Genomic DNA, 22175 nt, shown 5'->3' on the forward strand with positions numbered 1-22175 from the left:
ATGTAAGCTAAATTGCTTTATAATACGTATTAGAGATAGCAAGCAAAAATTCGGATCATTATCGGATGGAGTAGGTGAAAATGGCTCAGCAATTACTCGTATACGTGTCGGTCATTCTGATGGGGGGAGCGCTGAGCCTTTTTCTCGCGGTGTATGCCATGCTTCGCTTCCGTAACGCTCCCGGCGGACGATATTATATCCTTGCGGCGCTGATGGCTTCGATTTTGGCTTTCGGTTACGCTTTCGAGTTAACCAGCGGCGACTTGAGTCAGATCAAGTTCTGGATCGGCATTGAATATTTCTCGCTGCCGTTTCTGCCGGTATTCACGCTGCTCATGTGTCTGGAATATGCGGATATGCAGATCGGGCCGTGGAAAAGACGGGCGTTGTTCATCATTCCGTTGTTGACCTTTATTTTTCAGCACACGAATGATTTTCATCAACTTTATTACACATCGGTCGGTCTTCGGGCAGACGCGCCGTTTCCGATCGTGGAATTGGGCAAAGGCCCTTGGTATCTGGTACACACGATCTATATGTATAGCTGCTTGGCGGTAGCGATCGGCGTGCTTTTGATTCGGATGCTCAAGGCTCGCTATCGCTTCCGGTTGCAAATGCTGGCGATGACGGCGGGTTTGCTCGTTCCGGTAGCCGGGAATCTGTATTATCTCGCGGGCAAAAGTCCGTACGGCATCGATCTGGGCCCGGTTTTTATCAGCGTGTCGTTCATTTTCCACAGCATGGCGGTTTTCCGTTTCCGGATGTTCAACGTTGCTCCCATCGCGCGGGAGATCGTATTCGAAAATATGGGAGACGGCGTGCTTGTGCTCAACGAACAGGATGTCGTGGTCGATTATAATCGGGCGATGCTGCGGCTGGTTCCTGAATTGTGCAAAAAAAGCATTGGACGCAGCGCGGCGGAAGCGCTTGCGGGTCATCCCGCGATTGCCAAATGCGTCGAACTTGGCGGCGAGCATGATCTTAAGTTGGATGCGGAGCGTCCTTTATATGTACATGTACGCTTTTCGCCAATCCGTGATCGGGACTCCCGCCGTTCGGGACGAATCGTGACCTTCATCGATATTACGGAACGCGTCGTATTGGAACAGAAGCTTCAAAAGCTTGCCAGCACCGACGGATTGACGGGTCTGTTCAATAAGAATGCACTGATCGAACGATCCGAAACGGCGCTCCGGGAGCTGTCGCCGCAAGGGCCGGGGGTATCGGTGATCATGTTCGACGTGGATCATTTCAAAAAGGTCAACGATACGTTCGGTCATGAAGCGGGAGATGGCGTACTGGCCGGCGTGGCTGAAATTATTCGCAACGTACTCGACGGAAGCGGCATCGCGGGGCGGTACGGCGGGGATGAATTCGTGCTGTGCCTGCCGGAAACGAATATCGAGCAAGGCCGTATCATCGCGGAAAAAATACGGGCCGCCGTAGAGCGATTGGAGATTGTCGTGGAAGGTCGCACGGTTCGGGCGACATCGAGCTTTGGCGTCTCGCATCTGCTGTCGCCGTTGGGCGAACGGTACGGCGCGCCGGAGATGCAATTGCTGATGCGACGCGCCGACCATGCGTTGTACAGTGCCAAAAAACTCGGTCGCAATCGAGTGGGACTGTGCGAGGATGAAGATCGCCAGTCGCTGGAAGCCAATTAAAGTCTTTTCAGGACAAGAAACAAAAACATCAATAAGCCGAATCGGCCGAACCTTTGCAGACTCCGCAAAAGTCCGAGCGACGATTCGGTTTTGTTGCGTATACACCCTAAGCCAGATACGCTTCCTTCACCAGTTCGCTATGCAGGAGCGCTCGCGCACTGTCCTGCATGATGATCTCGCCTGTCTGAATGACATAACCGCGGCTTGCGATCTGAAGAGCCTGATACGCATTTTGCTCCACCAGCAAGATGGTCGTTCCTTCGCGGTTCAATTCCTCAATAATCTCGAAGATCTGATCCACCATGACCGGAGCGAGGCCCATCGAAGGCTCGTCGAGCAGCAGAATGCGCGGCTTCATCATCATGGCGCGGGCGATAGCCAGCATCTGCTGTTCGCCGCCGCTCATCGTGCCGCCTTGTTGATGGTATCGCTCCTTCAGCCGCGGGAAATGGGCGAAGGCTCGCTCGATCCGTTCCCGGATCACTTTTTTGTCGCGTACGGAAAAGGCGCCCATCTCCAGGTTTTCTTTTACGGTCAGCTTGGGGAAAATGCGCCGGCCTTCCGGAACATGCGCGATGCCGCTAAGGGCAGTCGCATGCGGAGGTTGCGCCTGAATTTCTTTGCCGGCGAACGAGATTGTTCCTTTTGTTTTCACCTGACCGCAGATGGCTTTGAGCGTCGTCGATTTGCCAGCTCCGTTAGAGCCGATCAACGATACGATCTCGCCTTCCTCCACGGCCAGATCAATGCCTTTTAACGCATGGATTCCGCCATAGTAGGCCTGTACCTGCTTCATCTCCAGCAAACTCATATCGGCATGACCTCCTCGTCTTGCAGCGCGCTTTTGCCCAAATAAGCTTCGATGACCTTCGGGTTCGCGCGGATATCTTCCGGATTCCCTTCCGCAATCTTCTCCCCGTGATCCAGTACCAGAATATGATCCGACAATCCCATGACCAGCTTCATATCGTGTTCGATCAGAATGATCGAAATTTCGCGTTCGCGTTGAATGCGCCGGATCAGGTCAGTCAGTTCATTCGTCTCGCGCGGGTTCATGCCGGCGGCGGGCTCGTCGAGCAGCAGCACCTTCGGTTTGGCGGCTAGCGCGCGGGCAATCTCCAACCGCCGCTGCGCGCCGTACGGCAGGCTTGCCGCTTCTTCGTTATACAAAGAAGCCAGTCCGACGTATTCGAGCAGGCGATAGGCTTCGTGCATCGTTTCCTTTTCCTCGCGGCGCACCAGGGGGAGATTCAGCAGCGTGCTGAGGATTCCGGCCTTCAGATGAATATGCATGCCGACCATGACGTTCTCAAGCACGGTCATGCTGCCGAATAGCCGGATATTTTGAAACGTACGCGCGATGCCTTGATCCGTAATTTTATCCGGCTTTACGCGTACGATCGACTTCCCGTCCAGCTCAATGCTTCCGGCGTCAGGGACGTAGATTCCGGTGATCATGTTGAAGAAGGTCGTTTTCCCTGCGCCGTTCGGACCGATTACAGCCGAGATTTTGCCGCGTTCGAATGCGTAATCGACACCGTTAACTGCCATTAACCCGCCGAACTTTTTGACTAGTCCTTGAACGCTCAGGATGTTCATGCGCTTCGCCCTCCTTTACCTGAGATAGAGGGATCTTGCGATTGCGTGCGGAGATTAGGCCGTGCGGACGGAAGATGGCGATCAGGATCAAGATGGCGCCGAAAATGAACCGCTGCATTTTGACCGGGGACAGCGCGTTCGGCAGCGTGATGATCCCCTGCATCGAGAGTTGGTTCAGCCATCCGGTAAATTCGGCAAGCACCTGCAAGTTCAATAATGTGACCAGCACCGCACCCAGAATAACGCCGGGCACGCTGCCCATGCCGCCGAGCACGACCATGACCAGAATCGTCGTCGATTCCAGCAATGTGAAGCTTGACGGGTCGATGAAGGTCTGTTTAGCCGCGAACACGACGCCCATCAGCCCGGAAAATGAAGCGCCGATGGCAAACGCGGTCAGCTTGGTGCGAATCAACGGAATGCCCATGGACTGCGCGGCGATCTCGTTTTCCCGAACGGCTTTCCAGGAGCGGCCGATGCGCGAATGCTCGAACCGTCTCACCCCGAAGATCACGACCGCCAGAATGCCGAGCACGATAAAGTAAAACTGGTGCGGAAACGTAAATTGCAGACCGAACAGGTTCGGCGGGCTGATCGAGGACAAGCCCATCGCGCCGTTCGTGATATTCACCGGCTTCTCCAGATTGTTGAAAATGATCCGTACAATCTCGCCGAAGCCCAGCGTGACGATGGCGAGATAATCTCCCTTGACCCGCAGCACCGGAAGACCGAGCAGCACGCCGAAGATTGCGGCCATGATGCCTCCAAGGATGATAAACACCCAGAAATAATCGCCGGATAGCGGGAACAGGTCGCCGGGGATGAAGTTGTTCGCCTGACCTGTCGCAAAAATCCCGTACGTATAAGCGCCGATCGCGAAGAAGGCGACAAACCCGAGATCCAGCAGTCCGGCGAAGCCGACGACGATGTTCAGTCCCAATGCCATCGCCACGTAGATGCCGCATTGGGTCGCGACTTCCATATAGGATTCATGCGATGGCCCGCCTGCGGTAGCGAACGGAATGACGAGGATCAGCAGAAGTCCGGCGACGGCCCATTTCATCCCGTTGCTCAGCGAGGTGTAGTACAAGAGCAGCAGCGAGCCGAGCAGCAGGATGAACGCGATGACCGAACGGCTGGTCAGGTAGACGCTGAGCGCCGATACGAGCACGAAGGCTGCCAGCAGCGACAGTTGGAGAACTTTGTTGTTTTGCAGGGCGAGCTTGAATCCGGACATGGACTTCCTCCTTTCGTTTGGGTGCGACTATCAGACTTTTTCTTTGACGGCACGGCCGAATAGCCCTTCCGGCTTGAAGATCAGAACGAGGATCAGGATCGCGAAGGCGAAGACGTCTTTGTATTCCGAGCCGAAGTTGCCGTGAGTGATCAGACCGAGATTGGCGGATGCGAACATTTCCAGCAGACCGATCGCGAGTCCGCCGAACATGGCGCCGCGGATATTGCCGATGCCGCCGAGCACCGCTGCGGTGAATGCTTTGAGACCGAGTATGTATCCGATATAAGGATCGATCGTGCCGTATTGCTGAGCGAACAGAACGCCTGTCGCGCCGCCCAGCGCCGAGCCGATGAAGAAGGTCAGCACGATGACTTTGTTGACGTTGATCGACATCAGCGATGCCGTTTCCCGATCTTGCGCGACCGCCCGCATGGCAACGCCCCATTTGGTGCGATTGACGAACAGGTCGAGTGCCAGCATGAGCAAGATCGCGACGCCGATAATAATGAACGTATTGTTTTTGACGAACGAGTCGTTGAAGGTGGAAGACAGTGACGAGGTGCCGAGTTCGAATGTGCCCCGGAACAAAGAAATTCCGCTAACGATATAATTGCCGGTAATCAGCTCCGCGATAAAGCGAATCAAGTCCTGAAGGACAAAGGAGACTCCGATTGCGGAAATGAGCGAGATCAGCTTGGGTGCCCGTCGCAGCGGACGATAGGCGATCCTCTCGATCAATACGCCGAGCAGTCCGGTGATGATCATGGAGATCAGGATGACCAGAAAATAGACGATCCAGCCTGGAGCGGAAGACAAAAAGCCGGCATCGTCGAAAATAAACAGGGTGGCCGTGCCGACAAAGGCTCCGGTCATAAACACTTCGCCGTGCGCGAAGTTGATCAGTTCGAGGATGCCGTAGACCATCGTATAGCCGAGGGCGACGACGGCGTAGATCGCGCCGAGCGCCAGGCCGTCGATCAATACCTGCGGCAAAGAGCTTAGAATGCTGGAGAGCATGAAGGCATCGGTCCTTTCTGTTTGGTGGGGGAAAGGCAGGAGGGGCTGCGGGAGAGGTTCGTTGCGGTCGCTGTTTCAATCGGGAAGCCGAGTTAACTTTAATAAGGTTGCTTCCCGATTTCAAAGGCGACCTTCACTGAACCTCTCCCTTCGCCCCGTTTGCCTTCCGGGGGTAGGGATTAAAGAGGCGCTTCGTGGTTGCGAAGCGCTTGGCGTAGTCTTATTTGCTGACTTCGGAGACTAGGGAGCCGGGGTAAGCGGCCTCTTCGAATTTGTAAATGAAGACTTTGGCGTAGATATTGTCGCCGATATCGTCGAAGGCGACTTCGGTTGCGATGCCTTTGAAGTCTTTGGTTGCGCGAACGGCGTCTCGTACGGCTTCGCGGGTAGGGATTTTTCCGCCTGCGGCGTCGATGGAGCTTTTGACGGCGTCCAACATGACGGACATGGAGTCGTAGGCGTAAACGGAATAGCCTTCGGCATTTTTATTGAATTTTTCTTTGTATTTGTCGGCCCAAGCTTTGCCGTCTTCGGTCTTGGTGATGTCGGTTGCGACAGAGCTGTACAAGGAATCTTTGACGTCGTCGGCTGCGATCTCGACCATGCCCGAGGAGTCGAGCGCATCGCCGCCCATGAATGGAGCGGTGATTCCTTTTTCGCGCGCTTGTTTAACGAGTAAGCCGCCTTCGGCGTAGAGTCCGCCGAAGAAGATGAAGTCGGGCTTCTTATTCAGCGCGATGTTCAGAACCCCGTTAAAGTCCTTCTCTCCGACCGTGATCGCTTCGTAGCCTGCGATGGTTGCGCCGAGTTTCTCGGCTTCGTCGCGGAATGCTTCCGCTAAGCCTTGTCCATAAGCCGTCTTATCCTGGATGACGAAGATGTTTTTCGCTCCTAATTCGTTCACGGCATATTGCGCGGCGGCTGGACCTTGGAAGTCGTCACGTGCCACGACGCGGTTCGCGACCTTGAGCTTGCGATCCGTGAACTCCGTCGCTGTGCTGGCGGGAGAGATCATCGGGATATTGTATTTTTGGTACACGACGGAAGAAGGGATGGAGACGCCGGAATTCAGATGGCCGATGACGCCGAGAACGGCCTGATCGGCACCGATCATTTCGGAGTTGGCTACGCCTTTTTTGGCATCGCCCTGATCGTCATAGGGAACGAGTTCCAGCGTGAAGCCGAGGTCTTTGAACTCTTGCGAGCGGTCTTCGAGTGCCATCTGGGCGCCGAGTCGAATCGCTTCGCCCTGAATGGAGCTTGAGCCGGATAACGGCGATTGCGAAGCAATCTTGATGACTGTTCCGCCGGCCGAGCCCGTTGTGCCTCCGGCTTCGGTTCCGCTTGCCGCGGTGTTTCCGCCGCTGTTTCCGCATGCCGATACGACACTCATTAACAAAACCAAAGAAGCCAACCCCGCTGTTTTTCTTTTCATCTCTCTTCCTCCTAATGTCACTTTATGTAACTTTTAGTGCTTGTGTGTGAGACGAATATACAAGGGCGTTCGGGCAAAGTAAAGCTAAAATTTGCAAAATAAAAGAAAAATATGTCTTCGAAACGTTTTTGTGGAACTTAATATTACATGGAAATAACTTGAATATTACGTGTAAAGTGCTTTTCTCACAAAAGGGCTATAAAAGTTTCTTTTATGCACGGAGCGTTAGCTTTGTCATACCGAAATCCGGGTTCCGTTCGTTATAATGGCGAAGGATTCCGCGTCTGCACAGAGTCGGAAAATTCGTACGGAAGAGGTTGAAGGGATTGCTGACGGAGAACAAATACAAGGCGCTTGAGCTGGAGACGCCGGGGTTGTACGAACTTGAGGGATTAGAGATCGGCGTGACGTCGAATTGCAACTTTAAATGCGATTATTGCTGTGCTTATCGTCGTGATGACGGGTCGAAAGTCAGTGCGGAGGAAGCCATTCGATTGATTCGTGACATTCCGACGTTGAAGCGGGTACGCCTGTCCGGCGGGGAAGTGACCATGCGTTTTGAAGACTGCGTGAAGATCGTGGCGTATTGCACAGAGAACGGAATCGCGACTCAACTCAACACCAACGGAAGCCTGCTTAGTCCGGAGCGCATTCGCCGTTTAAAAGAAGCGGGGTTATCGAACATCCACCTGTCGTTTAACTTTACTGATGCGGAGACGTTTGCGACTTACTACGGGATGGACCCACGTGTGTATACAAAGGTGATTGAAAATATTCGTCTGTGCGTAGAGTTGGGTCTGGAGACGGTGCTGGAGACGCTGCTGTTCGGTCCGACTCAGGAGAATATGCCGGCGATCAGTGCGATGGTGCATGATCTGGGCGTGCGCATTCATGAGATTCAGAACAGCATAGTGATGGATCATGCGGAGCGTCCGGGCTGGAATGCCGTCGCGTCGCGCGAATCGTTGGTGCGTTCGGTGGAGGAACTGATCGCAAACCGTCGCCCGGACACGGATCTGTATCTGACCTGTATGGATCGATTCCTGGATAAACTGGGCTTCAAGGAAGAACCCGGCGTGTACTTCTCGAACTGCGTGGATGGCAAAAAGCAGCTCCATCTACACGGTAACGGCGATATTCTGATCTGCGAGCTGTGCCGTCCGGAGGTCATCGGAAACGTATACGAAGGCACGGATCTGAAGACGATCTACGCGAACCGGCCGAAAGCGCTGGACGAGTTTTTGGAAAAGCTGCCTTGTCCGGCGTATGACGCGTTATTCCCGGCAGACGCGTAGGCGGGAGGAGAGATCGATGCCCGTGGTGACGATCGGTTTGAGCAAAACGGTCGCGGGCCGAATAAAGGCGTGAAAAAGGCGTAAAGCACGGGGGCCGCGCTTTACGCCTTTTTTTGATCATATAAACGCAAGAAACGAACCGACGTCTGTTGTTCTGTCCGATAGTCATGTAGGATATGAATACAATCAGACCATTCAGATTCAGGAGGCGTTATGATTGAAAATCATATTTCGAATAACTGTGATCATCGGGTGTATTTTTGTTTTCACCGCATGTTCCGAACGAAATACTGAAGGAGCACCTCCACCTCCAGTAAGCGCTGATTCTAGGCCGACTCTTAAACAAATTGTTGAAGAAATACAAAAGCAAAAAATAACGGAGATCAATATTTTTAAGTCGGAGAAGCACGGCTTCATAGGCAGTGTGTTACTGAAAAAACTATCCAATGACGAAGAATTTTCTGTTGTCGTGCAATCTTTGTCGACGGCAAGCCAGCAGCTAGGTATGGCAAGCACCAAAACTCCCGATTATGATTTTGTTATTTCTCTGAACAATAATACATCTCTTTCGTTTCACTACTGGATCAATGCTGATGATGGGCAAGGTATGTTAGCGACCGTAAGAGGTACGGGGATCACGTACACAGTGGCGCCAGATTCTGTCCAGGAGCTGCTTCAACTTCTGGAATGAGTCTAAGGCATGTTTGTACACTCAGCAATGTACATATTTCACCTCCTTTTCGTCCTCACCCGGAATCACATCTAAAGCCTACCTGATTCCAGCGTTGCCGCGTCATATTCCCTCGACGTGCCCCGGCACGCCTATGAAAAAGTTCCTTGTCGAGAACGAAAATCCGGCGATTTTCCTTGTGCCGAGGCTGCTTCATCGCGTAGGATAGAACGATAGACGTCCATGCGCATCGACACGGCCGATTCAGGCGCGTGCGGGAGGCGAGGGACGCGAAAGCGAGGCGAACCAAGCATGGCAAGCAAAAAAGGCGGTACAGGCCGCGGAACCGGCAAAAAGGGTTGGAACCGTTGGCAAAAAGCGGAGAACCGCAAGAAAAACGCACCCAAGCCTTATAAAAGCAAAGGCAAAGAAACCGAAAGTAAATCCGGAGACGGCGGAGCGGACAAGCAGTAACGTTGTCCTCCGTGCGTGGCCGATGGAGATAGAGTCGGTATGAGTATCAGCAACAAATTCGATTACCCGGCAAGACACTCAAAAAGACCGTATTCTACCCCATCTTGCAGATGGAGGAGAAACGGTCTTTTTGTGATACGGAAAAAGCGATGAGTTACTCAATTTGCTGATGCTCCATGCGCCGCCATTCTCGCATTATGCTCGGCAAGCGGCAGGTCGAAGTTGTCTCGGCTGCCCAGCTCAGTCGTCTTGCCGCCGCCGTGACGACCGTATAGCACCAACCAGTAAAAGATCGGATACTGACGCAGCAGGCGGCGTTCTTTGCCTACGCGCACATCCGCCAGTTCTTCGTACAACGGCCAGTAATCGGCGATATTCGGCGTGATCTTGCGATGCGACCGTCCGCCGTCGATATACTCGCATACCTGCCCGGGCTGTAAGCGCTCGCGCCAACCGCCGTAGAACGTATGCGAGCTGCCGTGCGTCCGGCACAGGAAAGGACGGGCCGAATAGACCCGGCAGCGTCCGTTTTCCCGATCCAGCAGCGGACAAGGAAAGCTGTTGCGGCCCGCGTTGCGGCGTACCGCGTCCAGCTCGCCTTTGCGGTCGATATTGTGGGTGAGCGAAGCGTGCATGTCCGGGTTCTCTTTTTCCAACAACAATAGATTCTCTTCCGCGCGGTCAAACGCTTCGGTAATTTCGTCCTTGCTCCAATGACGTTCCATATAAACAAGCAGCAGCTCGAACTCTACCTGAGACACCGGGAAGTAATCGGAGCAGCAGTTGCTGCACCCTTCCCGGCACGGCGGCTGCTTGGGGCTGGTGGCCCGATAATCGCCGATCGTCTGCTCGACGTCCCGATACAGCCGTACCACATGCGCGGCGCGGCTGTCGGGCGAGGCGGTCTTATGACAAAGTCTCATCTTGCGTCCGCTGCCGCAGAAGCAGGGCTCGTTGCCGTCCGTCAGGCTGTAGTTCTTCGCCTCGGGCGTGTTCGGCATGGGGTTCACTTCCTCGAAGTTGGATTCTGTTCCCATTATACGCTTCGCGCCGGGGTTAATCGAATAAACGAAACCGGTACGGCTTGACAGTCAGAGAGAAAGGCTTTATCTTTGATATTAACATTTAGATAATAACAAAAAGAGCATAACAATATTGCCTACTTGGACAGGCTGCTGACGGTTTGTGGGTTGGGCGGAGACGGGAGCTGAAGATGCAAAAAGAGACGGAACGACACGAGCGGCGCGAGCCGCTTCGCGACGCGAACGGCTTGACGGAAGAAGAGTTTCTGGCCGGATACGACGCGGGAGATTACGAACGGCCTTCCATCGCGACGGACATGGTCATTTTTACGGTAGCGGGCGAAAAGGAAGAAAATTACCGCAAGCTGCCGAAGCAGACGCTGCGCGTGCTGCTGATCCGCCGCGCGGGGCATCCGTATCTGGGTCACTGGGCGCTGCCCGGCGGATTCGTGCGTCCCAACGAGACTGCGGATCAGGCGGCGGCGAGAGAATTGCTTGAGGAAACGGGCGTTGATCGGGTCTATCTGGAGCAGCTGCATACGTTCAGCGATGTAGGGCGCGATCCCCGTACCTGGGTCGTCAGCTGCTCGTATATGGCATTGGTTGATAGTCGCGGCTTGCAAGTGCAAGCGGGCGACGATGCGGATCGGGCCGCGTGGTTTGAGCTATCCTACCGTATGAACAGCGAAAGTAGGGAACGGCTGGATGAAGGTGGCATGCTGCATGTCCGGCGTTATGAATTGAAACTTACGGCAGAGTCGCCGGAAGTCGATTCGCATGAACAGTATGCCAATTCTACAAAAAATTCAGCGGGCAAGCTGGAATTGACCGCAACCGTCGAGCATCGGATCACGCGAACAAGCCGGGCTTCGATCGAGGAATATGCGGTCGCGGATCGCGGAGATTTGGCGTTCGACCATGCGAAGATCATCGGCATGGCAATCGAGCGGCTGCGCGGACGGGTGGAGGAGAACGATCTGGCGCTGCATCTGATGCCGGAGCTTTTCACGCTGACCGAATTACAACAGGCTTACGAGGCGATCTTGGATCGTGAACTGCTCAAAGCGGCCTTCCGCCGCAAAGCGGAACCGCTGGTCGAGAAAACGGATCAATATACGGAGAACGCGGGACATCGCCCATCGAGATTGTATCGGCGAAGCCGTGAGGAATGGGGAGATTATCGGTGATTTACAACTTGGAACAACTGCGACAGGCGCATAACGCCGGGCAGCGAATCAAATATTTGTTTTTTTGGGGCCATACGGCCAAAACGGAAGGCGTGGTCGACGCAAGCTGCCTGAGTCAATGGTGGCCGAGCCGTTTTACGGTCGAAGGCGTCGAGTACGGCTGCGCCGAGCAGTATATGATGGCTGAAAAGGCAAGGCTGTTCCGCGATGAAGAAGTACGCCGCAAAATCCTGCAAGCCAAGCATCCCAAGCAGATGAAAGCTTTCGGACGCGAGGTGCGGGGCTTTGACGATCAGGTATGGAAAAAGGAAGCTTACGGCATCGTGCGACGGGCGAGCGAAGAAAAATTCCGGCAAAACCGAGAGCTATGGGCTTTTCTGTCGAATACGAAAAATCGCGTTCTGGTCGAAGCCAGTCCGGTCGATCGCATCTGGGGCATAGGCCTGGACAAGCAGGATCCGAATGTCGAAAATCCGTTCAAATGGCGAGGAACCAATCTGCTGGGTTTTGCTTTGAGCGAAGCGCGGGACAAGCTGCAACAGGAGGGGATCCAAGATGAATAAGCAAATGAACGGACTGGCGACGGGATACCGCGAAGCGGCGCGCGACCGGATGCGCCGAATCGCGGCCGAGACGGTCGAAATCGCCAAGCGAGGTTCTTACGTGTACCGGGGAGAGACGATCGAGATCGGCGAAGCGCAGCGGCATTCCGAAGAAGATAGCCTGTTGATTACGCCGAAACGCGGAGCCGAAATTGTGCAGAGCCTGAAGATCGAACGTCCCGTAACGGAAAGTTCGCGTACCGATTACCGTGTCGTCAACGAATCGGCCGTAAAAACGGTACATGACCTGGCGGCAAACGGAGCGAAATCGATCGGATTGTTGAACTTCGCCAGCGCGAAAAATGCGGGCGGCGGCTTCCTGAACGGCGCGAATGCGCAAGAAGAAAATTTAGCTGCGACCAGTGGGTTGTATCCGTCCCAACTGCGGCACTCCGGTTATTATGATGCCAATCGGGCCAGCGGAACGATGATGTACACGCACCATGCCATTTACTCGCCGGACGTCGTCTTTTTCCGCGATGAACGCTTTGAATTGGCGGCGCCTCCGGCGTATGCTTCCGTGTTGACCTTGCCTGCGGTGAACTACGGACAGGTGCTGCTCAAAGGCGAAGATTCGGCGCAAGCCAAAATCGTCATGCTGGAAAGAATGAGGTTGGCGCTCGCGATCTTTGCGGAGCAAGGAGACCGTACGCTGGTGCTCGGAGCTTACGGGTGCGGCGTGTTTCGCAACGATCCGGCCGAAGTGGCTTCGTGGTGGCGCCGGTTGCTGGACGGGGAAGGTTGGGCGGTACACTTCGATCAAGTTATTTTTGCGGTGCTGGATCGTTCGAAAGACAGTCGGACGATTCGTCCGTTCGAACGAATCTGGGGGCGTTCGTTGTAAGGGCCCCAAGGAAAGGAGGCTTACGCATGCAGTTCAACGAGATTGAAGGGGATCTGTTCACGCTGCCGGACGACTACATACTGGCGCACTGCATTTCGGCCGATGCGAAGATGGGCAAAGGAATCGCTGCCGAATTCGTGCGAAGATTCGATCTGGTGCCGTTAAAGGAACGGGCAGCGAGAGAACCTCTGGAGATCGGCGCTTGTTACCGGGAAGGCCGTGTGATGAATCTGGTGACCAAGGCCAAGTATTTCAACAAGCCCACCTATAAATCGCTCGCGCAAGCGGTTCGTTCGCTGCGCGAGAATTGTGAGTCCGCTGCGGTTGCGAAGCTTGCGATGCCGCGTATCGGAAGCGGATTGGATCGATTGCGCTGGGAAAAGGTCAGGGAAATCGTGCAAAAAGAATTCGCCGATACGGAGATCGAGATTCTGGTTTGCTCCCTGAATGCTTAAGTACGGCGTTGCCGGACATCGATACTTTTTAATAGGGAGTATATGGGGTACAAAATAACCTCGTTGCCGAATTTTTCGGTAACGAGGTTATTTTCGAGTTTCTTTTGGACGGTCATTTCGGTAAAAGCGGCACGACCAATTTATCGACGACCCTTTTGATATAGTCGATGTCGGCTGATCGATTTTTGAAGCGCAGATTATACATGACCAAAGCTGGACCGATATCCGCAATCAATTCCATGTCTTTGTTGGTCAACTTGTTCTTTTTAATATAAGGTTCAAGCAGACTTTCGATCGCATTGCGGTAACGCCAGTAAAATGCATCTCGCATCCTCTGATCCAATTCCTCATTAAAAGCATTACAAATCGCGTTCGTCGCTTTTTGGAATTTTTTATCCTCCATGAAAACAAAAGTGAGCAAGTCGACGAATTGCCCGCGCAAATCTTGATTTTTATTCAATGTATCCAAAGAAAGCTCAAAGGGACTCATTAAAGTAGCCGCGTCGATCACAAGCTCCATTTTTGAAGACCATCTTCGGTAAATCGTACCTTTTCCTACTTTGGCTTGAAGTGCGACCGCATCTATGGTTAACGCATCGTAGCCTTTTTCCGCCAATAAATCCAAAGTCGCTTCAAGAATGACCTTATTGCGCGACAAATCGAGGGGACGTCCTCTTTTTTCTTCGATTTGGTGCTGTTTTTCTTTCGGCATATCGTTCTACCTGCCTTTCTTGTGCAATGACTTTTCGTTCGCTGATCAAAGTATACCATTTTGGTTGTTTTAATACGGAACTATTGAGTTCTGTAAATAGATTTGATAGACTTCAATTACGGAACTTAATCGTTCTATAAATAAGAGTAGGGGGCCAAATGATGACGACAGCAAAAGTATTAGTTATTGGCGCAACCGGAACCGTAGGTTCGCAAGTGGTAAAAGAATTTGATCGCAATAAAGAAGGCATTACGATTCGTCTTGCGACAAGCCGTGCGAAAGCTGCGGAGAAATGGCGGATAGAAGGACGCGAAGCCGTCGTGCTTGATCTCAATCGTCCGGAGACTTTCGCAAAAGCGTTGGAAGACGTCGACCGGGTGTTTTTGTTGACCGGCTACACGTCGGATATGCTATTCCAAAGCAAAAAATTGGTTGATGCGGCAGTCGATGCGGGCGTGGGTCATATCGTTCATCTGGGCGTATTCACCTCGGGACGCGATCTGATGCCCCATTTTGCTTGGCATGATCTGATCGAAACCTATATCAGGGCCAGCGGAGTTGCCTGGACGCATCTGCATCCGAATGTCATTGCGGACACGAGTTTGAAAACGGATCCTCCGATCTCGGAGACCGGTTTTTTTACGGCTTTCACAAAAGATCTGCCGCAAGGATGGGTGTGTGCCGCGGACATTGCCGCCGTTGCCGCAGCCGTATTGCGGGAAGGGCCGGAGAAACACGGCGGCGCCGATTACTGGTTAAGTACGGAAGTGCTGACAGGTACGGAGGTCGCCGACATTTTGACGTCGGCGTCGGGAAAAGAAATCCGTTGCGAGGTGATCGATCCTTCGAATTTCGAAGATCAGGTTGCCGGAATTACGGATGCAGGACAGCGCGCTTACATGGAAAGTGCCCTCATAACGATGAAATTGACCGCGGCCGGCCAAATGACCGCGCAGACGACAGTCGTTCGCGATGACGTTTTGACGGTTCTGGGGCGTCCGGGAACGAAGATGGCGGAGTGGGCCCGGCTGAATTTGATTTGAGGCCCGGTAAGCAAACCGGCGCCAAAAGCAAAAAAGAGACGGGTTTCGGCCCGCCTCTTCCGGCATTCTTTTGTATGGACGCACATAAACAAGCCATTTGCTCTGAATCAATGCCCGCCGCTGCGACGTTTCATCGACTCGGCATAGGTCTCGCGACGGAAATTCAGGATCGGATCGTCGGATAAAGCGATGCCTTCCGGCACGGCGGTCGGGTCCATCAATAGTCCGCGCGGTTCCGCGATCGGTTCGAGCAGTACCAGCCGTCCCGCGTTGATCCGCGCGCGGTCGCTCGGCCAGCGTTTGGTCGGATCGTCCGTCGGATCGCTTTCTTCGCCGAACACGATATTCAGCTTGAACGAAGGCGGCTGGGACAGCATGCGCAGTTCAAGCTCTTTTTCCAAATAGTCGTCAGGCAGGGCAGCCGCATCGTGAATCGATAGCGTATGGACGCCCAGGTCGGGTATCCATTCGAATTTGACCGGACGGCGGCGGCCTTCCGCATCGACGAGCATATAGACATGGATACAGTAGTAAAGGTTGGTGGCATAGCTTACGGGCGGCTTCAAGCGCTTAAGAGCAAGCAGGCTCTGCCGGCTTTCGCCGAAATGGCGGGCGAAATGGCGCAGCGCTTCGGATTTGGGCATTTTTCCGGCTTTGGTCCGGTTGAGCGTCGTCAGCATATCCATGAACGAAGACGGCGTTCTTGCGAAAAAGACCGGAACGGTCACGCCGACCATGTTGGTGACTTCGCCGTCCGGAAGCGCGAACTGGACCGCCATGCCTTTGGCGGGCGAAAGCAGGTCGGCGAGCGCCGGATCGGTTGAACTGCCCGAAAACCGGACGATCGCTTTGATTTCGCGATCTTGAAGATGCGGCGCGGTCGTGAACGGAGCCGCTTTGCCGCTCGGCAGGAACGAAGCGCGGCAGCAGAAGCCGCCGGCATGGGCGCGGCGGTAGCCGGGATGTACGCCGGATACGCGTTCGAGCTCGTCGACCGCTTCCTCGGCTTCGGTGACGTACAGCTGGTCGTGTTTATCGGCAGAATCGGCCGTACTGCCGGATAAAGGATCAGAGCGATGATTCTCGGAATCGCTGAACATAGCGGTCGTTCTCCTTTCGCTTGTCGTGACTGGAACTGTAACTAATCCGCGATAAAGGTAAGAGTACCTCCGATTAAGAGTCGAAAAGTTACGTGATGACGGAAACTGCCGCTCTGTACGCATAGAGTCATTCTCTCTATACCCGGTAACTCGGCACACTTAAACCGCCCTTCGCCGAAATCGGCAAAGGGCGGTTTGAGTTCAAGCTCTTCAAATTTGCAATCCCGAGCGCAAACCGAACGGACGGATAGCGGTCTTCGCACGAATAGTCCGAAGGGCTTCGCACAGTTCAGTCGCCGACGGATGCGCTCAACGAGCCTGATTCTAGGGCCTGCACGCGCTTCATGAGTTTTTTGAGCAGGACCGAAGCTTTGACTCGCAAAGGAAGATCCTCCGAGACCACGACTCGGAACGCGCGAGACACGATCGCTTCTTTCAGTTCTGCAGCAGTGGAGCAAGAGCGATCCAGCACATTGTACACGCTGCCGTACTGGAGGCATTGATGGGTGTCGCTGCCTGCGGTCACGGGCTTGTCCAAAGCTTCGGCGAAGTCCGTTACGCGTGCTTGATTGGCAGGCGAGCCGTATTGATACATATCTTTGGCATTCAGATCGAAGGCGTCAAGACGCAGCAGCTGCTCCTTCGGCAGATGGTGCAGCGGCGTCGATTCGCGGAAAGGATGCGCGCCGATCTTCAACAGCGGATAACGCTCGGCCAGGTTCATGAGATCGGCGAAAGGAATAAAGTTTCCTTTCGCCGTAAAAGGTTCAAGTTCGCGGCGCACCGCGAGAATATGTTCTTTTTGCCCGATCAACAGAATATGGCCGTTCTCGCGAATATCCACTTCCATGCCGGGGAAAATCGATAGTCCCTCGGCATCGTAAGTCTCGCCGTTGTACGGATACATCCGATCGAGCGAATCGTAGACCTCGTGAAAGTTCCGGGTGTTGAAATGTTCCGTGAGCGCAAGGGCGTTCAATCCGCTCTCTTTCGCCTCGGCGATCATCTCGCGGTAATAGCTTTCGGAGAAGTCGGAGGCTTTGGATAATTTGGCGTGGGTATGCAGGTCGATGCGCATTGAGCAGGACTCCTTTTATAGGGAATAGTGGAACGAAATTCAGATCGCGAGCGGATAGGCGGCCCCGATCCAAAACAACAAGGCTGCATAAGCGGCAGTGCCGGACAAGAAGGCGATATCGCGGCGAGTGACTTTGAGATGGGACAGCTTGAGCTGGCGGGACTTCGGGTTTTTCATGCCGAACGAGAAGCCGCGCGTCTCCAGCGCTTCCACGGTAGTGCGCGAGCGTTTGGCCGTTGCCAGCATGAGCGGGAAAAACGCGACTACGAGCATTTTGAGATAATAAGCGCCGAGTCTCGCATACAAAAATCCGGGAGACGCAGGCGCTCGGCCCCGAAGCCGATACGACAGCAGCACGCTGCGGAATTCTTCGAACAATACGGGCAAAATGCGATAGCCGTACGACAGGCTGAACGAGAAAGCGGCCGGCATGCCCAGTGCGAGCAACCCGTCGCTGATGCGTTCCGGGTCCATGCCGGAGAATACGGTAATGCTGGCTAACGAGACGATCGACAGCTTCAGCGTCAGCTTGAGCAGCGGCAGCGCCGAAGCGATGTCCCCGCCGAAAAAGAGCGAAAGGATAAACAGCCATCCGACCTGACCGACCAATCCCAGACACAATACGAAGATAATGAAGGGGGATACCCGCGACAGCACGGTCGTGGCGATCATCAGCAGGAACAATCCGGCGAGCACGATCATATTGGAAAGAAACCAGGGTGCGATCGCAAAAAACAGATACCACAGGATCATGCAGCGCGGATCAAGTGCCGACAAGAAGACGTGACCGCTTCCGTAAGCCGTATTCATCAATTCGAGCTGGATGCGTTCGATGGAGATTTTGTTAAACCAGTTGCGAACGAGCTGCATGTTCTTCCGCCTCCTTATGCGTCAGGTTTCCGGATGGGCGATCCGCACGTTCATTCGGGCTGCCCCACATTCGCTCCGCAATGCGCTTCGCCAGTTCTTCGGGCGTTCGACAGAGCGGTCGAATTCCGAGATCGGCGGATAACTGCGCCGTCTGCGTGGGGGCAATGCCTGCCCGGCGGGTCAGTTCGCGATCGGCGAAGATTTCGTCCGGCGTTCCGTCACCGACGACTTCTCCCTGGTGCATCACGACGACGCGGGTCGCCCAGCGGCTGACCAACTGCATATCATGCGTGGCTATGACGACGGTTCGGACATGTTCGCTCAATTCTTCCAGCGCGCCGAGCAGTTCTTCGCGCGTAGACAGATCGAGGTTGGCCGTCGGTTCGTCAAGCAGCATGATCTCCGGCCGAATCGCCGCGCCGATCGCCAACGAGACGCGGCGCTGCTGGCCTCCGCTCAACAAGCGGGCATCGCGCTGCCGCAATTCCTCCAATCGGAAGGCGCGCAGCATGTTGGCCACGGAGGCTTCGATATTCGGATAGGCCCGGCGTCTCAGACAGTGCGAGACCTCGGCTTCCACGCTGTCTTCGATAAACATATCCTCCGGATTTTGAAAAACCAGCGTGACCCCACTCGATAATTGCTCCAAAGACACCGAGCGGGTATCTTGTCCCAATACCGTTACCGAGCCGGATTGCGGCCGCGCGACTCCGGCAACCAGCTTGAGCAGCGACGACTTGCCCGCGCCGTTATTGCCGACAAGCGCAATCCGCTCCCCTTCGAAAAGGGTCAGGTTCAACGCGTGCAGCACCTGATGCCGGGCGCGCCGCAGAGCCCGATAATGAAGCGAGGCATCCTGTAGGCGAATGACCTCGTTCGAACTTGACCCGCTTAAGCCGGCATGGTCTGGATCGGATGCAGGAATCCGTGCAGGCGAAGGATGAAGATTGCCGTTGCCGGATTGCATGAAAGTTGTAAAATGCGCAACGGCTTCATCCATCGTGATCGGAAGCCGCTGCGCTGCATGCCTGCCGGCAGAGCGCCGGTCCGGTAACGAAGAACGTGGATCGCTTTGCGTTCTTGCGTTATCCATCTCACGCAGCACGGCTGCGGCGCGGGTCACTTCCGGAGGCTGAATCCCGAGCCGGTCCAAGTCGTCCAGACTGTTCAAAGCCTCGGCAGTCGGGCGCTGCCAGAGCACTCGGCCCGATTCCATCAGGCAGACTTCATGACAATATTCCGCTATGAAATCCGCGTGGTGCTCGATCACGATCACCGTCTTGCCGTGATCCCGGTTCAGGCGTCTCAGCACTTCGTACACCTGCCGGGCATGCTGGGGATCAAGCTGCGCGACCGGCTCGTCCACGATCAGCACTTCCGGTTCGAGCGACAAAGCGCCTGCCAATGCCAGCAGATGCTTTTGTCCTCCGCTCAACTCCCAGACATATCTATCCCGCAGATCACTCAACCCGCACAGATCGAGCGCTTTGCTGGCCATCAGCCGGTAGTCCGATAAGCCGTAATTCAGCGGGGCGAAGCAGGCTTCGTCGAAGACGGTCGGCCGCACCAGTTGATTTTCGAAATCCTGATACACGTAGCCGACCATGCGCGACAATTGGGCTACCGTATGCCCTTCCGCGGGAACGCCGCAGACGTGAACGGTTCCTTCGAAATCACCGGAATAATAGTTGGGAATCAGTCCGTTGAAGAGCTTGCACAAGGTTGATTTGCCGCTGCCGTTTCCGCCGGCGATCGCGGCAAACGTTCCTCTTTTCAGCGTCAGGGAAGCTTCTTGCAGCACCGAAATTTCCGAGCCCGGGTAAGCGAAGGAGACTCCGCGAATTTCAATGGCAGGAATGTCCTGCTTGTCCGAATTAGGCATACGGCACTGTTTCCGCGGAGCCGTCATTGCCCGAACGTTTTTTTCTGGCCCGCATGATCAAGATGATGACGACGGCGATCACCGCGGCGATGGCGATGCTCAACCAGATCGCGCCGCTGCCGAGACGGTCGGCCAAGCCGCTGTCCCATTCGCCGAAGTTCCAATCGGTCTCGGACAGGGACTCCGCGCCGAAGGCGAGCAGAGCCAGTATAACGCCGCCGATCATCAGTTTAGGCGTCCAGACCTTCACCGATTCGTAACGCGTTGTCGCTTCGCGCGGACGAATCCCGAGCAGAGGTTCGATTTTCCCGTACAGGCGCGGCACCAAATACAAGGTCGGCAGCAGAGCGAACAGGGTACCGGATACGATCATCGTATTCAGGAAGCTTACGCCTTCGATCAGCACGACGCTTTCGGCCAGTCCCGGAACGGCTTCGAATTCTTCCACGCCGATCCATACTTTGCCGATATCGACAAGGGTGCTGCAAAGCTGATGGATGCCTACGCCGACGATTGCGGCAGCCCCGACCTGCATGCGATTACGAGGGTCGCTGACCATGCGGCCCGCTATGTACATGGCTAAGGAGAAGGTCAGGAACTTCTCCAACTCGCCAAGCCCGCCGAACTGTCCAAGCATTAATTCGCCGAAAATGACTTCGCCAAGCGCTGCGCCGACAGCGGCGTAAAACGGATGGAACAGGATGCACAACGTCAGCGGAATAAAAGCGAAGTATTCCACCGACAACTCCAGCGGTCCCAGTTGAAGCTTGGGAATCAGTTCGGTAAACATGTTGGACAAGCCGTACAAAGACATGGACAAGACGAAAATCATCATCTTCTGCGAGGACGTCAGCGTATACGTCCGGGCCGTGCTTTTCATGAGGGAAAGCCTCCTTGAATGGGATTTGCTTTCAGTCTAGGAGGGAATCGTCAGCGGAGTATCAACGCAATGTAATTTTATTTTCATAAATATTTTACATGAAACAAAAATTACATTTACTTTTCGCGGGTATACTTGGGTTATCCCGGCAGCGGATCAAGCGCAGCTTATCAATCAGGAGGTTTTCCGCATGACTCTTTTTCCCGACAAAAATCATCTATCTCCCGGACAACTTAAAATAGCCGACTTCATCGAACGCCATCCCGAAGACATGCTGTTTATGACGGAACGCGAGATTGCGGACCGGATCGGTACGAGCGTAGCGACCGTATCGAGGTTTTGGCGCGCGATCGGCAGCGATAACGCGAAGTCGTTCAAGATCAAGCTAAGAGAACATGCCGATGCCACTCCTGCATTGAAGCTGGAGAAAACGATGTCCGGACTGAACGCCGCCAGCCTGCCTGCCAAAATGCTGGAGCAGTCGATTCACCATCTGGAACAGACCGCGGCGCATATCCGACCGGAAGCACTGGAGCGCACGGCGGAATTGATCGCTTCGGCACGCCGGTTGTATATTCATGCTCCGGGACCGTCGTTGGCGCTCGGCGAGCTGATGGCTTACCGGCTCAATCGCTTTGGATTATCGGTGCGCTTGACGGCGGGCAGCGGGCATGAATTGCTGGAGTCGTTGGCGCATCTTCAGGCGGAAGACGCCATATTTGCTTTTTCCTTTACCCGAATGCTGCCCGAAACGGAAGTCATTCTGGACTGCTCGCGCCGGATCGGCGCGGCTTCCGTGCTGGTGACGGATCGAGAGGAATTGACGTACGGCGTATCCGCGCGTGAAGCTTTTTGCGTAAGTCGGGGAGAGGTGGGCGAATTTCATTCCATGATGGCGCCGCTATTGCTGGTGGAGCAGTTGATTCTGGGGATCGGCCTGCGCGATCAGGAGCGTATGCTCGGCAAGCTGGATACGTTGGCCGAATTGCGCGATCGCTATGCGGACAAACTGCCGCGCGGAAGGGCTTGAGCCGACGGAGGCGGATTCCATGCATACGCAAAACAAAAAGCCCTGCTTTCCCTATTCAGGGCGGCAGGGCTTTCCGGGT

22 protein-coding genes are annotated in these 22175 nt (G+C 54.6%); 10 read left to right on the top strand and 12 right to left on the bottom strand.

Annotation, left to right across the window (positions count from 1 at the left end; all coding sequences use genetic code 11):
* Nucleotides 1-80: 80 nt before the first annotated feature.
* A complete protein-coding gene (locus tag SACSAC_RS11835) occupies nt 81-1664 on the top strand; it encodes a histidine kinase N-terminal 7TM domain-containing diguanylate cyclase (RefSeq protein ID WP_051507059.1) in 1584 nt (527 codons plus the stop codon).
* Nucleotides 1665-1770: 106 nt separating this feature from the next.
* On the opposite strand, the gene SACSAC_RS11840 is transcribed toward SACSAC_RS11835, so the two are convergent.
* The 5 genes from SACSAC_RS11840 to SACSAC_RS11860 form a co-directional block, all read right to left on the bottom strand.
* Nucleotides 1771-2475, bottom strand: coding sequence for an ABC transporter ATP-binding protein (locus tag SACSAC_RS11840; protein ID WP_037286564.1), 705 nt, complete (start codon nt 2473-2475; stop codon nt 1771-1773).
* Nucleotides 2472-3263, bottom strand: coding sequence for an ABC transporter ATP-binding protein (locus SACSAC_RS11845; protein ID WP_037286566.1), 792 nt, complete (start codon nt 3261-3263; stop codon nt 2472-2474). Before SACSAC_RS11845 ends, SACSAC_RS11840 begins: the two co-directional genes overlap by 4 nt.
* The gene (locus SACSAC_RS11850) at nt 3205-4500 is read right to left on the bottom strand and encodes a branched-chain amino acid ABC transporter permease (RefSeq protein ID WP_051507060.1); all 1296 of its coding nucleotides are present in this window, start codon (nt 4498-4500) and stop codon (nt 3205-3207) included. The genes SACSAC_RS11845 and SACSAC_RS11850 overlap by 59 nt, the downstream gene beginning before the upstream one ends.
* Nucleotides 4501-4530: 30 nt before the next feature.
* Entirely contained in the window at nt 4531-5517 is a 987-nt protein-coding gene (locus SACSAC_RS11855; RefSeq protein WP_037286568.1) for a branched-chain amino acid ABC transporter permease, read from the bottom strand.
* A gap of 220 nt (nt 5518-5737) precedes the next feature.
* Entirely contained in the window at nt 5738-6952 is a 1215-nt protein-coding gene (locus tag SACSAC_RS11860; protein WP_037286571.1) for a branched-chain amino acid ABC transporter substrate-binding protein, read from the bottom strand.
* Nucleotides 6953-7278: 326 nt separating this feature from the next.
* On the opposite strand from SACSAC_RS11860, the gene SACSAC_RS11865 reads away from it, so the two are divergent.
* The 3 genes from SACSAC_RS11865 (at nt 7279) to SACSAC_RS27680 (ending at nt 9391) form a co-directional block, all read left to right on the top strand.
* Nucleotides 7279-8247 carry a radical SAM protein gene (locus SACSAC_RS11865; protein WP_037286573.1) on the top strand — a complete coding sequence of 323 codons (969 nt, stop codon included), beginning with the start codon at nt 7279-7281 and terminating at the stop codon, nt 8245-8247.
* A gap of 217 nt (nt 8248-8464) precedes the next feature.
* Complete coding sequence (locus tag SACSAC_RS11870; RefSeq protein WP_037286576.1) at nt 8465-8938, top strand: YhfM domain-containing protein; 474 nt, start codon at nt 8465-8467, stop codon at nt 8936-8938.
* 291 nt (nt 8939-9229) lie between these two features.
* Entirely contained in the window at nt 9230-9391 is a 162-nt protein-coding gene (locus tag SACSAC_RS27680; RefSeq protein WP_084778023.1) for a DUF3934 family protein, read from the top strand.
* Between the two features lie 158 nt (nt 9392-9549).
* On the opposite strand, the gene SACSAC_RS11875 is transcribed toward SACSAC_RS27680, so the two are convergent.
* Nucleotides 9550-10392, bottom strand: a complete 843-nt coding sequence (locus SACSAC_RS11875) for a YkgJ family cysteine cluster protein (RefSeq protein ID WP_037286579.1) — start codon at nt 10390-10392, stop codon at nt 9550-9552.
* Between the two features lie 212 nt (nt 10393-10604).
* Between SACSAC_RS11875 and SACSAC_RS11880 the strand changes: the two genes are divergently transcribed.
* The 4 genes from SACSAC_RS11880 to SACSAC_RS11895 are packed head-to-tail and all read left to right on the top strand — an operon-like array spanning nt 10605 to nt 13501.
* Complete coding sequence (locus tag SACSAC_RS11880; protein ID WP_051507061.1) at nt 10605-11600, top strand: NUDIX hydrolase; 996 nt, start codon at nt 10605-10607, stop codon at nt 11598-11600.
* The gene (locus SACSAC_RS11885) at nt 11597-12163 is read left to right on the top strand and encodes a riboflavin biosynthesis intermediates N-glycosidase (protein ID WP_037286581.1); all 567 of its coding nucleotides are present in this window, start codon (nt 11597-11599) and stop codon (nt 12161-12163) included. The genes SACSAC_RS11880 and SACSAC_RS11885 overlap by 4 nt, the downstream gene beginning before the upstream one ends.
* On the top strand, nt 12156-13046 hold the full coding sequence (locus SACSAC_RS11890; RefSeq protein ID WP_084778024.1) for a TIGR02452 family protein: 891 nt from the start codon (nt 12156-12158) through the stop codon (nt 13044-13046). Before SACSAC_RS11885 ends, SACSAC_RS11890 begins: the two co-directional genes overlap by 8 nt.
* Nucleotides 13047-13072: 26 nt before the next feature.
* Nucleotides 13073-13501, top strand: coding sequence for a macro domain-containing protein (locus tag SACSAC_RS11895; protein WP_037286584.1), 429 nt, complete (start codon nt 13073-13075; stop codon nt 13499-13501).
* A gap of 112 nt (nt 13502-13613) precedes the next feature.
* Here SACSAC_RS11895 and SACSAC_RS27070 read toward each other — a convergent pair whose 3' ends face one another.
* Nucleotides 13614-14213, bottom strand: a complete 600-nt coding sequence (locus SACSAC_RS27070) for a TetR/AcrR family transcriptional regulator (RefSeq protein WP_051507062.1) — start codon at nt 14211-14213, stop codon at nt 13614-13616.
* Nucleotides 14214-14374: 161 nt separating this feature from the next.
* On the opposite strand from SACSAC_RS27070, the gene SACSAC_RS11905 reads away from it, so the two are divergent.
* Entirely contained in the window at nt 14375-15256 is an 882-nt protein-coding gene (locus SACSAC_RS11905) for an NmrA family NAD(P)-binding protein (protein WP_051507063.1), read from the top strand.
* A gap of 107 nt (nt 15257-15363) precedes the next feature.
* Here the strand turns inward: SACSAC_RS11905 and SACSAC_RS11910 are convergent, their stop codons facing one another.
* The 5 genes from SACSAC_RS11910 to SACSAC_RS11930 form a co-directional block, all read right to left on the bottom strand.
* Nucleotides 15364-16356: a catalase family peroxidase gene (locus SACSAC_RS11910; protein WP_051507064.1), complete on the bottom strand. Its 993-nt coding sequence runs from the start codon at nt 16354-16356 to the stop codon at nt 15364-15366.
* A gap of 289 nt (nt 16357-16645) precedes the next feature.
* The gene (locus SACSAC_RS11915) at nt 16646-17434 is read right to left on the bottom strand and encodes a PHP domain-containing protein (RefSeq protein WP_037286588.1); all 789 of its coding nucleotides are present in this window, start codon (nt 17432-17434) and stop codon (nt 16646-16648) included.
* Nucleotides 17435-17473: 39 nt separating this feature from the next.
* Nucleotides 17474-18304 carry an energy-coupling factor transporter transmembrane component T family protein gene (locus tag SACSAC_RS11920; protein WP_037286591.1) on the bottom strand — a complete coding sequence of 277 codons (831 nt, stop codon included), beginning with the start codon at nt 18302-18304 and terminating at the stop codon, nt 17474-17476.
* A complete protein-coding gene (locus SACSAC_RS11925) occupies nt 18279-20186 on the bottom strand; it encodes an ABC transporter ATP-binding protein (RefSeq protein WP_084778025.1) in 1908 nt (635 codons plus the stop codon). The genes SACSAC_RS11920 and SACSAC_RS11925 overlap by 26 nt, the downstream gene beginning before the upstream one ends.
* Nucleotides 20179-21066 carry a DUF8171 family membrane protein gene (locus tag SACSAC_RS11930; RefSeq protein WP_037286594.1) on the bottom strand — a complete coding sequence of 296 codons (888 nt, stop codon included), beginning with the start codon at nt 21064-21066 and terminating at the stop codon, nt 20179-20181. Before SACSAC_RS11930 ends, SACSAC_RS11925 begins: the two co-directional genes overlap by 8 nt.
* A 190-nt stretch (nt 21067-21256) precedes the next feature.
* Here SACSAC_RS11930 and SACSAC_RS11935 point away from each other — a divergent pair, with 190 nt between their 5' ends.
* Nucleotides 21257-22096: a MurR/RpiR family transcriptional regulator gene (locus SACSAC_RS11935; protein WP_037286597.1), complete on the top strand. Its 840-nt coding sequence runs from the start codon at nt 21257-21259 to the stop codon at nt 22094-22096.
* The last annotated feature ends 79 nt before the right edge of the window (nt 22097-22175 follow it).

The sequence above is a fragment of the Saccharibacillus sacchari DSM 19268 genome, from assembly GCF_000585395.1.
Classification (GTDB): Bacteria; Bacillota; Bacilli; order Paenibacillales; family Paenibacillaceae; genus Saccharibacillus; species Saccharibacillus sacchari.

Coding starts and splice junctions, on each gene's coding strand:
- SACSAC_RS11850 (WP_051507060.1), bottom strand. CDS start 4,500: ATGTCCGGATTCAAGCTCGCCCTGCAAAACAACAAAGTTCTCCAACTG.
- SACSAC_RS11905 (WP_051507063.1), top strand. CDS start 14,375: ATGACGACAGCAAAAGTATTAGTTATTGGCGCAACCGGAACCGTAGGT.
- SACSAC_RS11920 (WP_037286591.1), bottom strand. CDS start 18,304: ATGCAGCTCGTTCGCAACTGGTTTAACAAAATCTCCATCGAACGCATC.
- SACSAC_RS11890 (WP_084778024.1), top strand. CDS start 12,156: ATGAATAAGCAAATGAACGGACTGGCGACGGGATACCGCGAAGCGGCG.
- SACSAC_RS27680 (WP_084778023.1), top strand. CDS start 9,230: ATGGCAAGCAAAAAAGGCGGTACAGGCCGCGGAACCGGCAAAAAGGGT.
- SACSAC_RS11895 (WP_037286584.1), top strand. CDS start 13,073: ATGCAGTTCAACGAGATTGAAGGGGATCTGTTCACGCTGCCGGACGAC.
- SACSAC_RS11860 (WP_037286571.1), bottom strand. CDS start 6,952: ATGAAAAGAAAAACAGCGGGGTTGGCTTCTTTGGTTTTGTTAATGAGT.
- SACSAC_RS11835 (WP_051507059.1), top strand. CDS start 81: ATGGCTCAGCAATTACTCGTATACGTGTCGGTCATTCTGATGGGGGGA.
- SACSAC_RS11845 (WP_037286566.1), bottom strand. CDS start 3,263: ATGAACATCCTGAGCGTTCAAGGACTAGTCAAAAAGTTCGGCGGGTTA.
- SACSAC_RS11855 (WP_037286568.1), bottom strand. CDS start 5,517: ATGCTCTCCAGCATTCTAAGCTCTTTGCCGCAGGTATTGATCGACGGC.
- SACSAC_RS11915 (WP_037286588.1), bottom strand. CDS start 17,434: ATGCGCATCGACCTGCATACCCACGCCAAATTATCCAAAGCCTCCGAC.
- SACSAC_RS11880 (WP_051507061.1), top strand. CDS start 10,605: ATGCAAAAAGAGACGGAACGACACGAGCGGCGCGAGCCGCTTCGCGAC.
- SACSAC_RS11925 (WP_084778025.1), bottom strand. CDS start 20,186: ATGCCTAATTCGGACAAGCAGGACATTCCTGCCATTGAAATTCGCGGA.
- SACSAC_RS11875 (WP_037286579.1), bottom strand. CDS start 10,392: ATGCCGAACACGCCCGAGGCGAAGAACTACAGCCTGACGGACGGCAAC.
- SACSAC_RS11935 (WP_037286597.1), top strand. CDS start 21,257: ATGACTCTTTTTCCCGACAAAAATCATCTATCTCCCGGACAACTTAAA.
- SACSAC_RS11840 (WP_037286564.1), bottom strand. CDS start 2,475: ATGAGTTTGCTGGAGATGAAGCAGGTACAGGCCTACTATGGCGGAATC.
- SACSAC_RS11910 (WP_051507064.1), bottom strand. CDS start 16,356: ATGTTCAGCGATTCCGAGAATCATCGCTCTGATCCTTTATCCGGCAGT.
- SACSAC_RS11930 (WP_037286594.1), bottom strand. CDS start 21,066: ATGAAAAGCACGGCCCGGACGTATACGCTGACGTCCTCGCAGAAGATG.
- SACSAC_RS27070 (WP_051507062.1), bottom strand. CDS start 14,213: ATGCCGAAAGAAAAACAGCACCAAATCGAAGAAAAAAGAGGACGTCCC.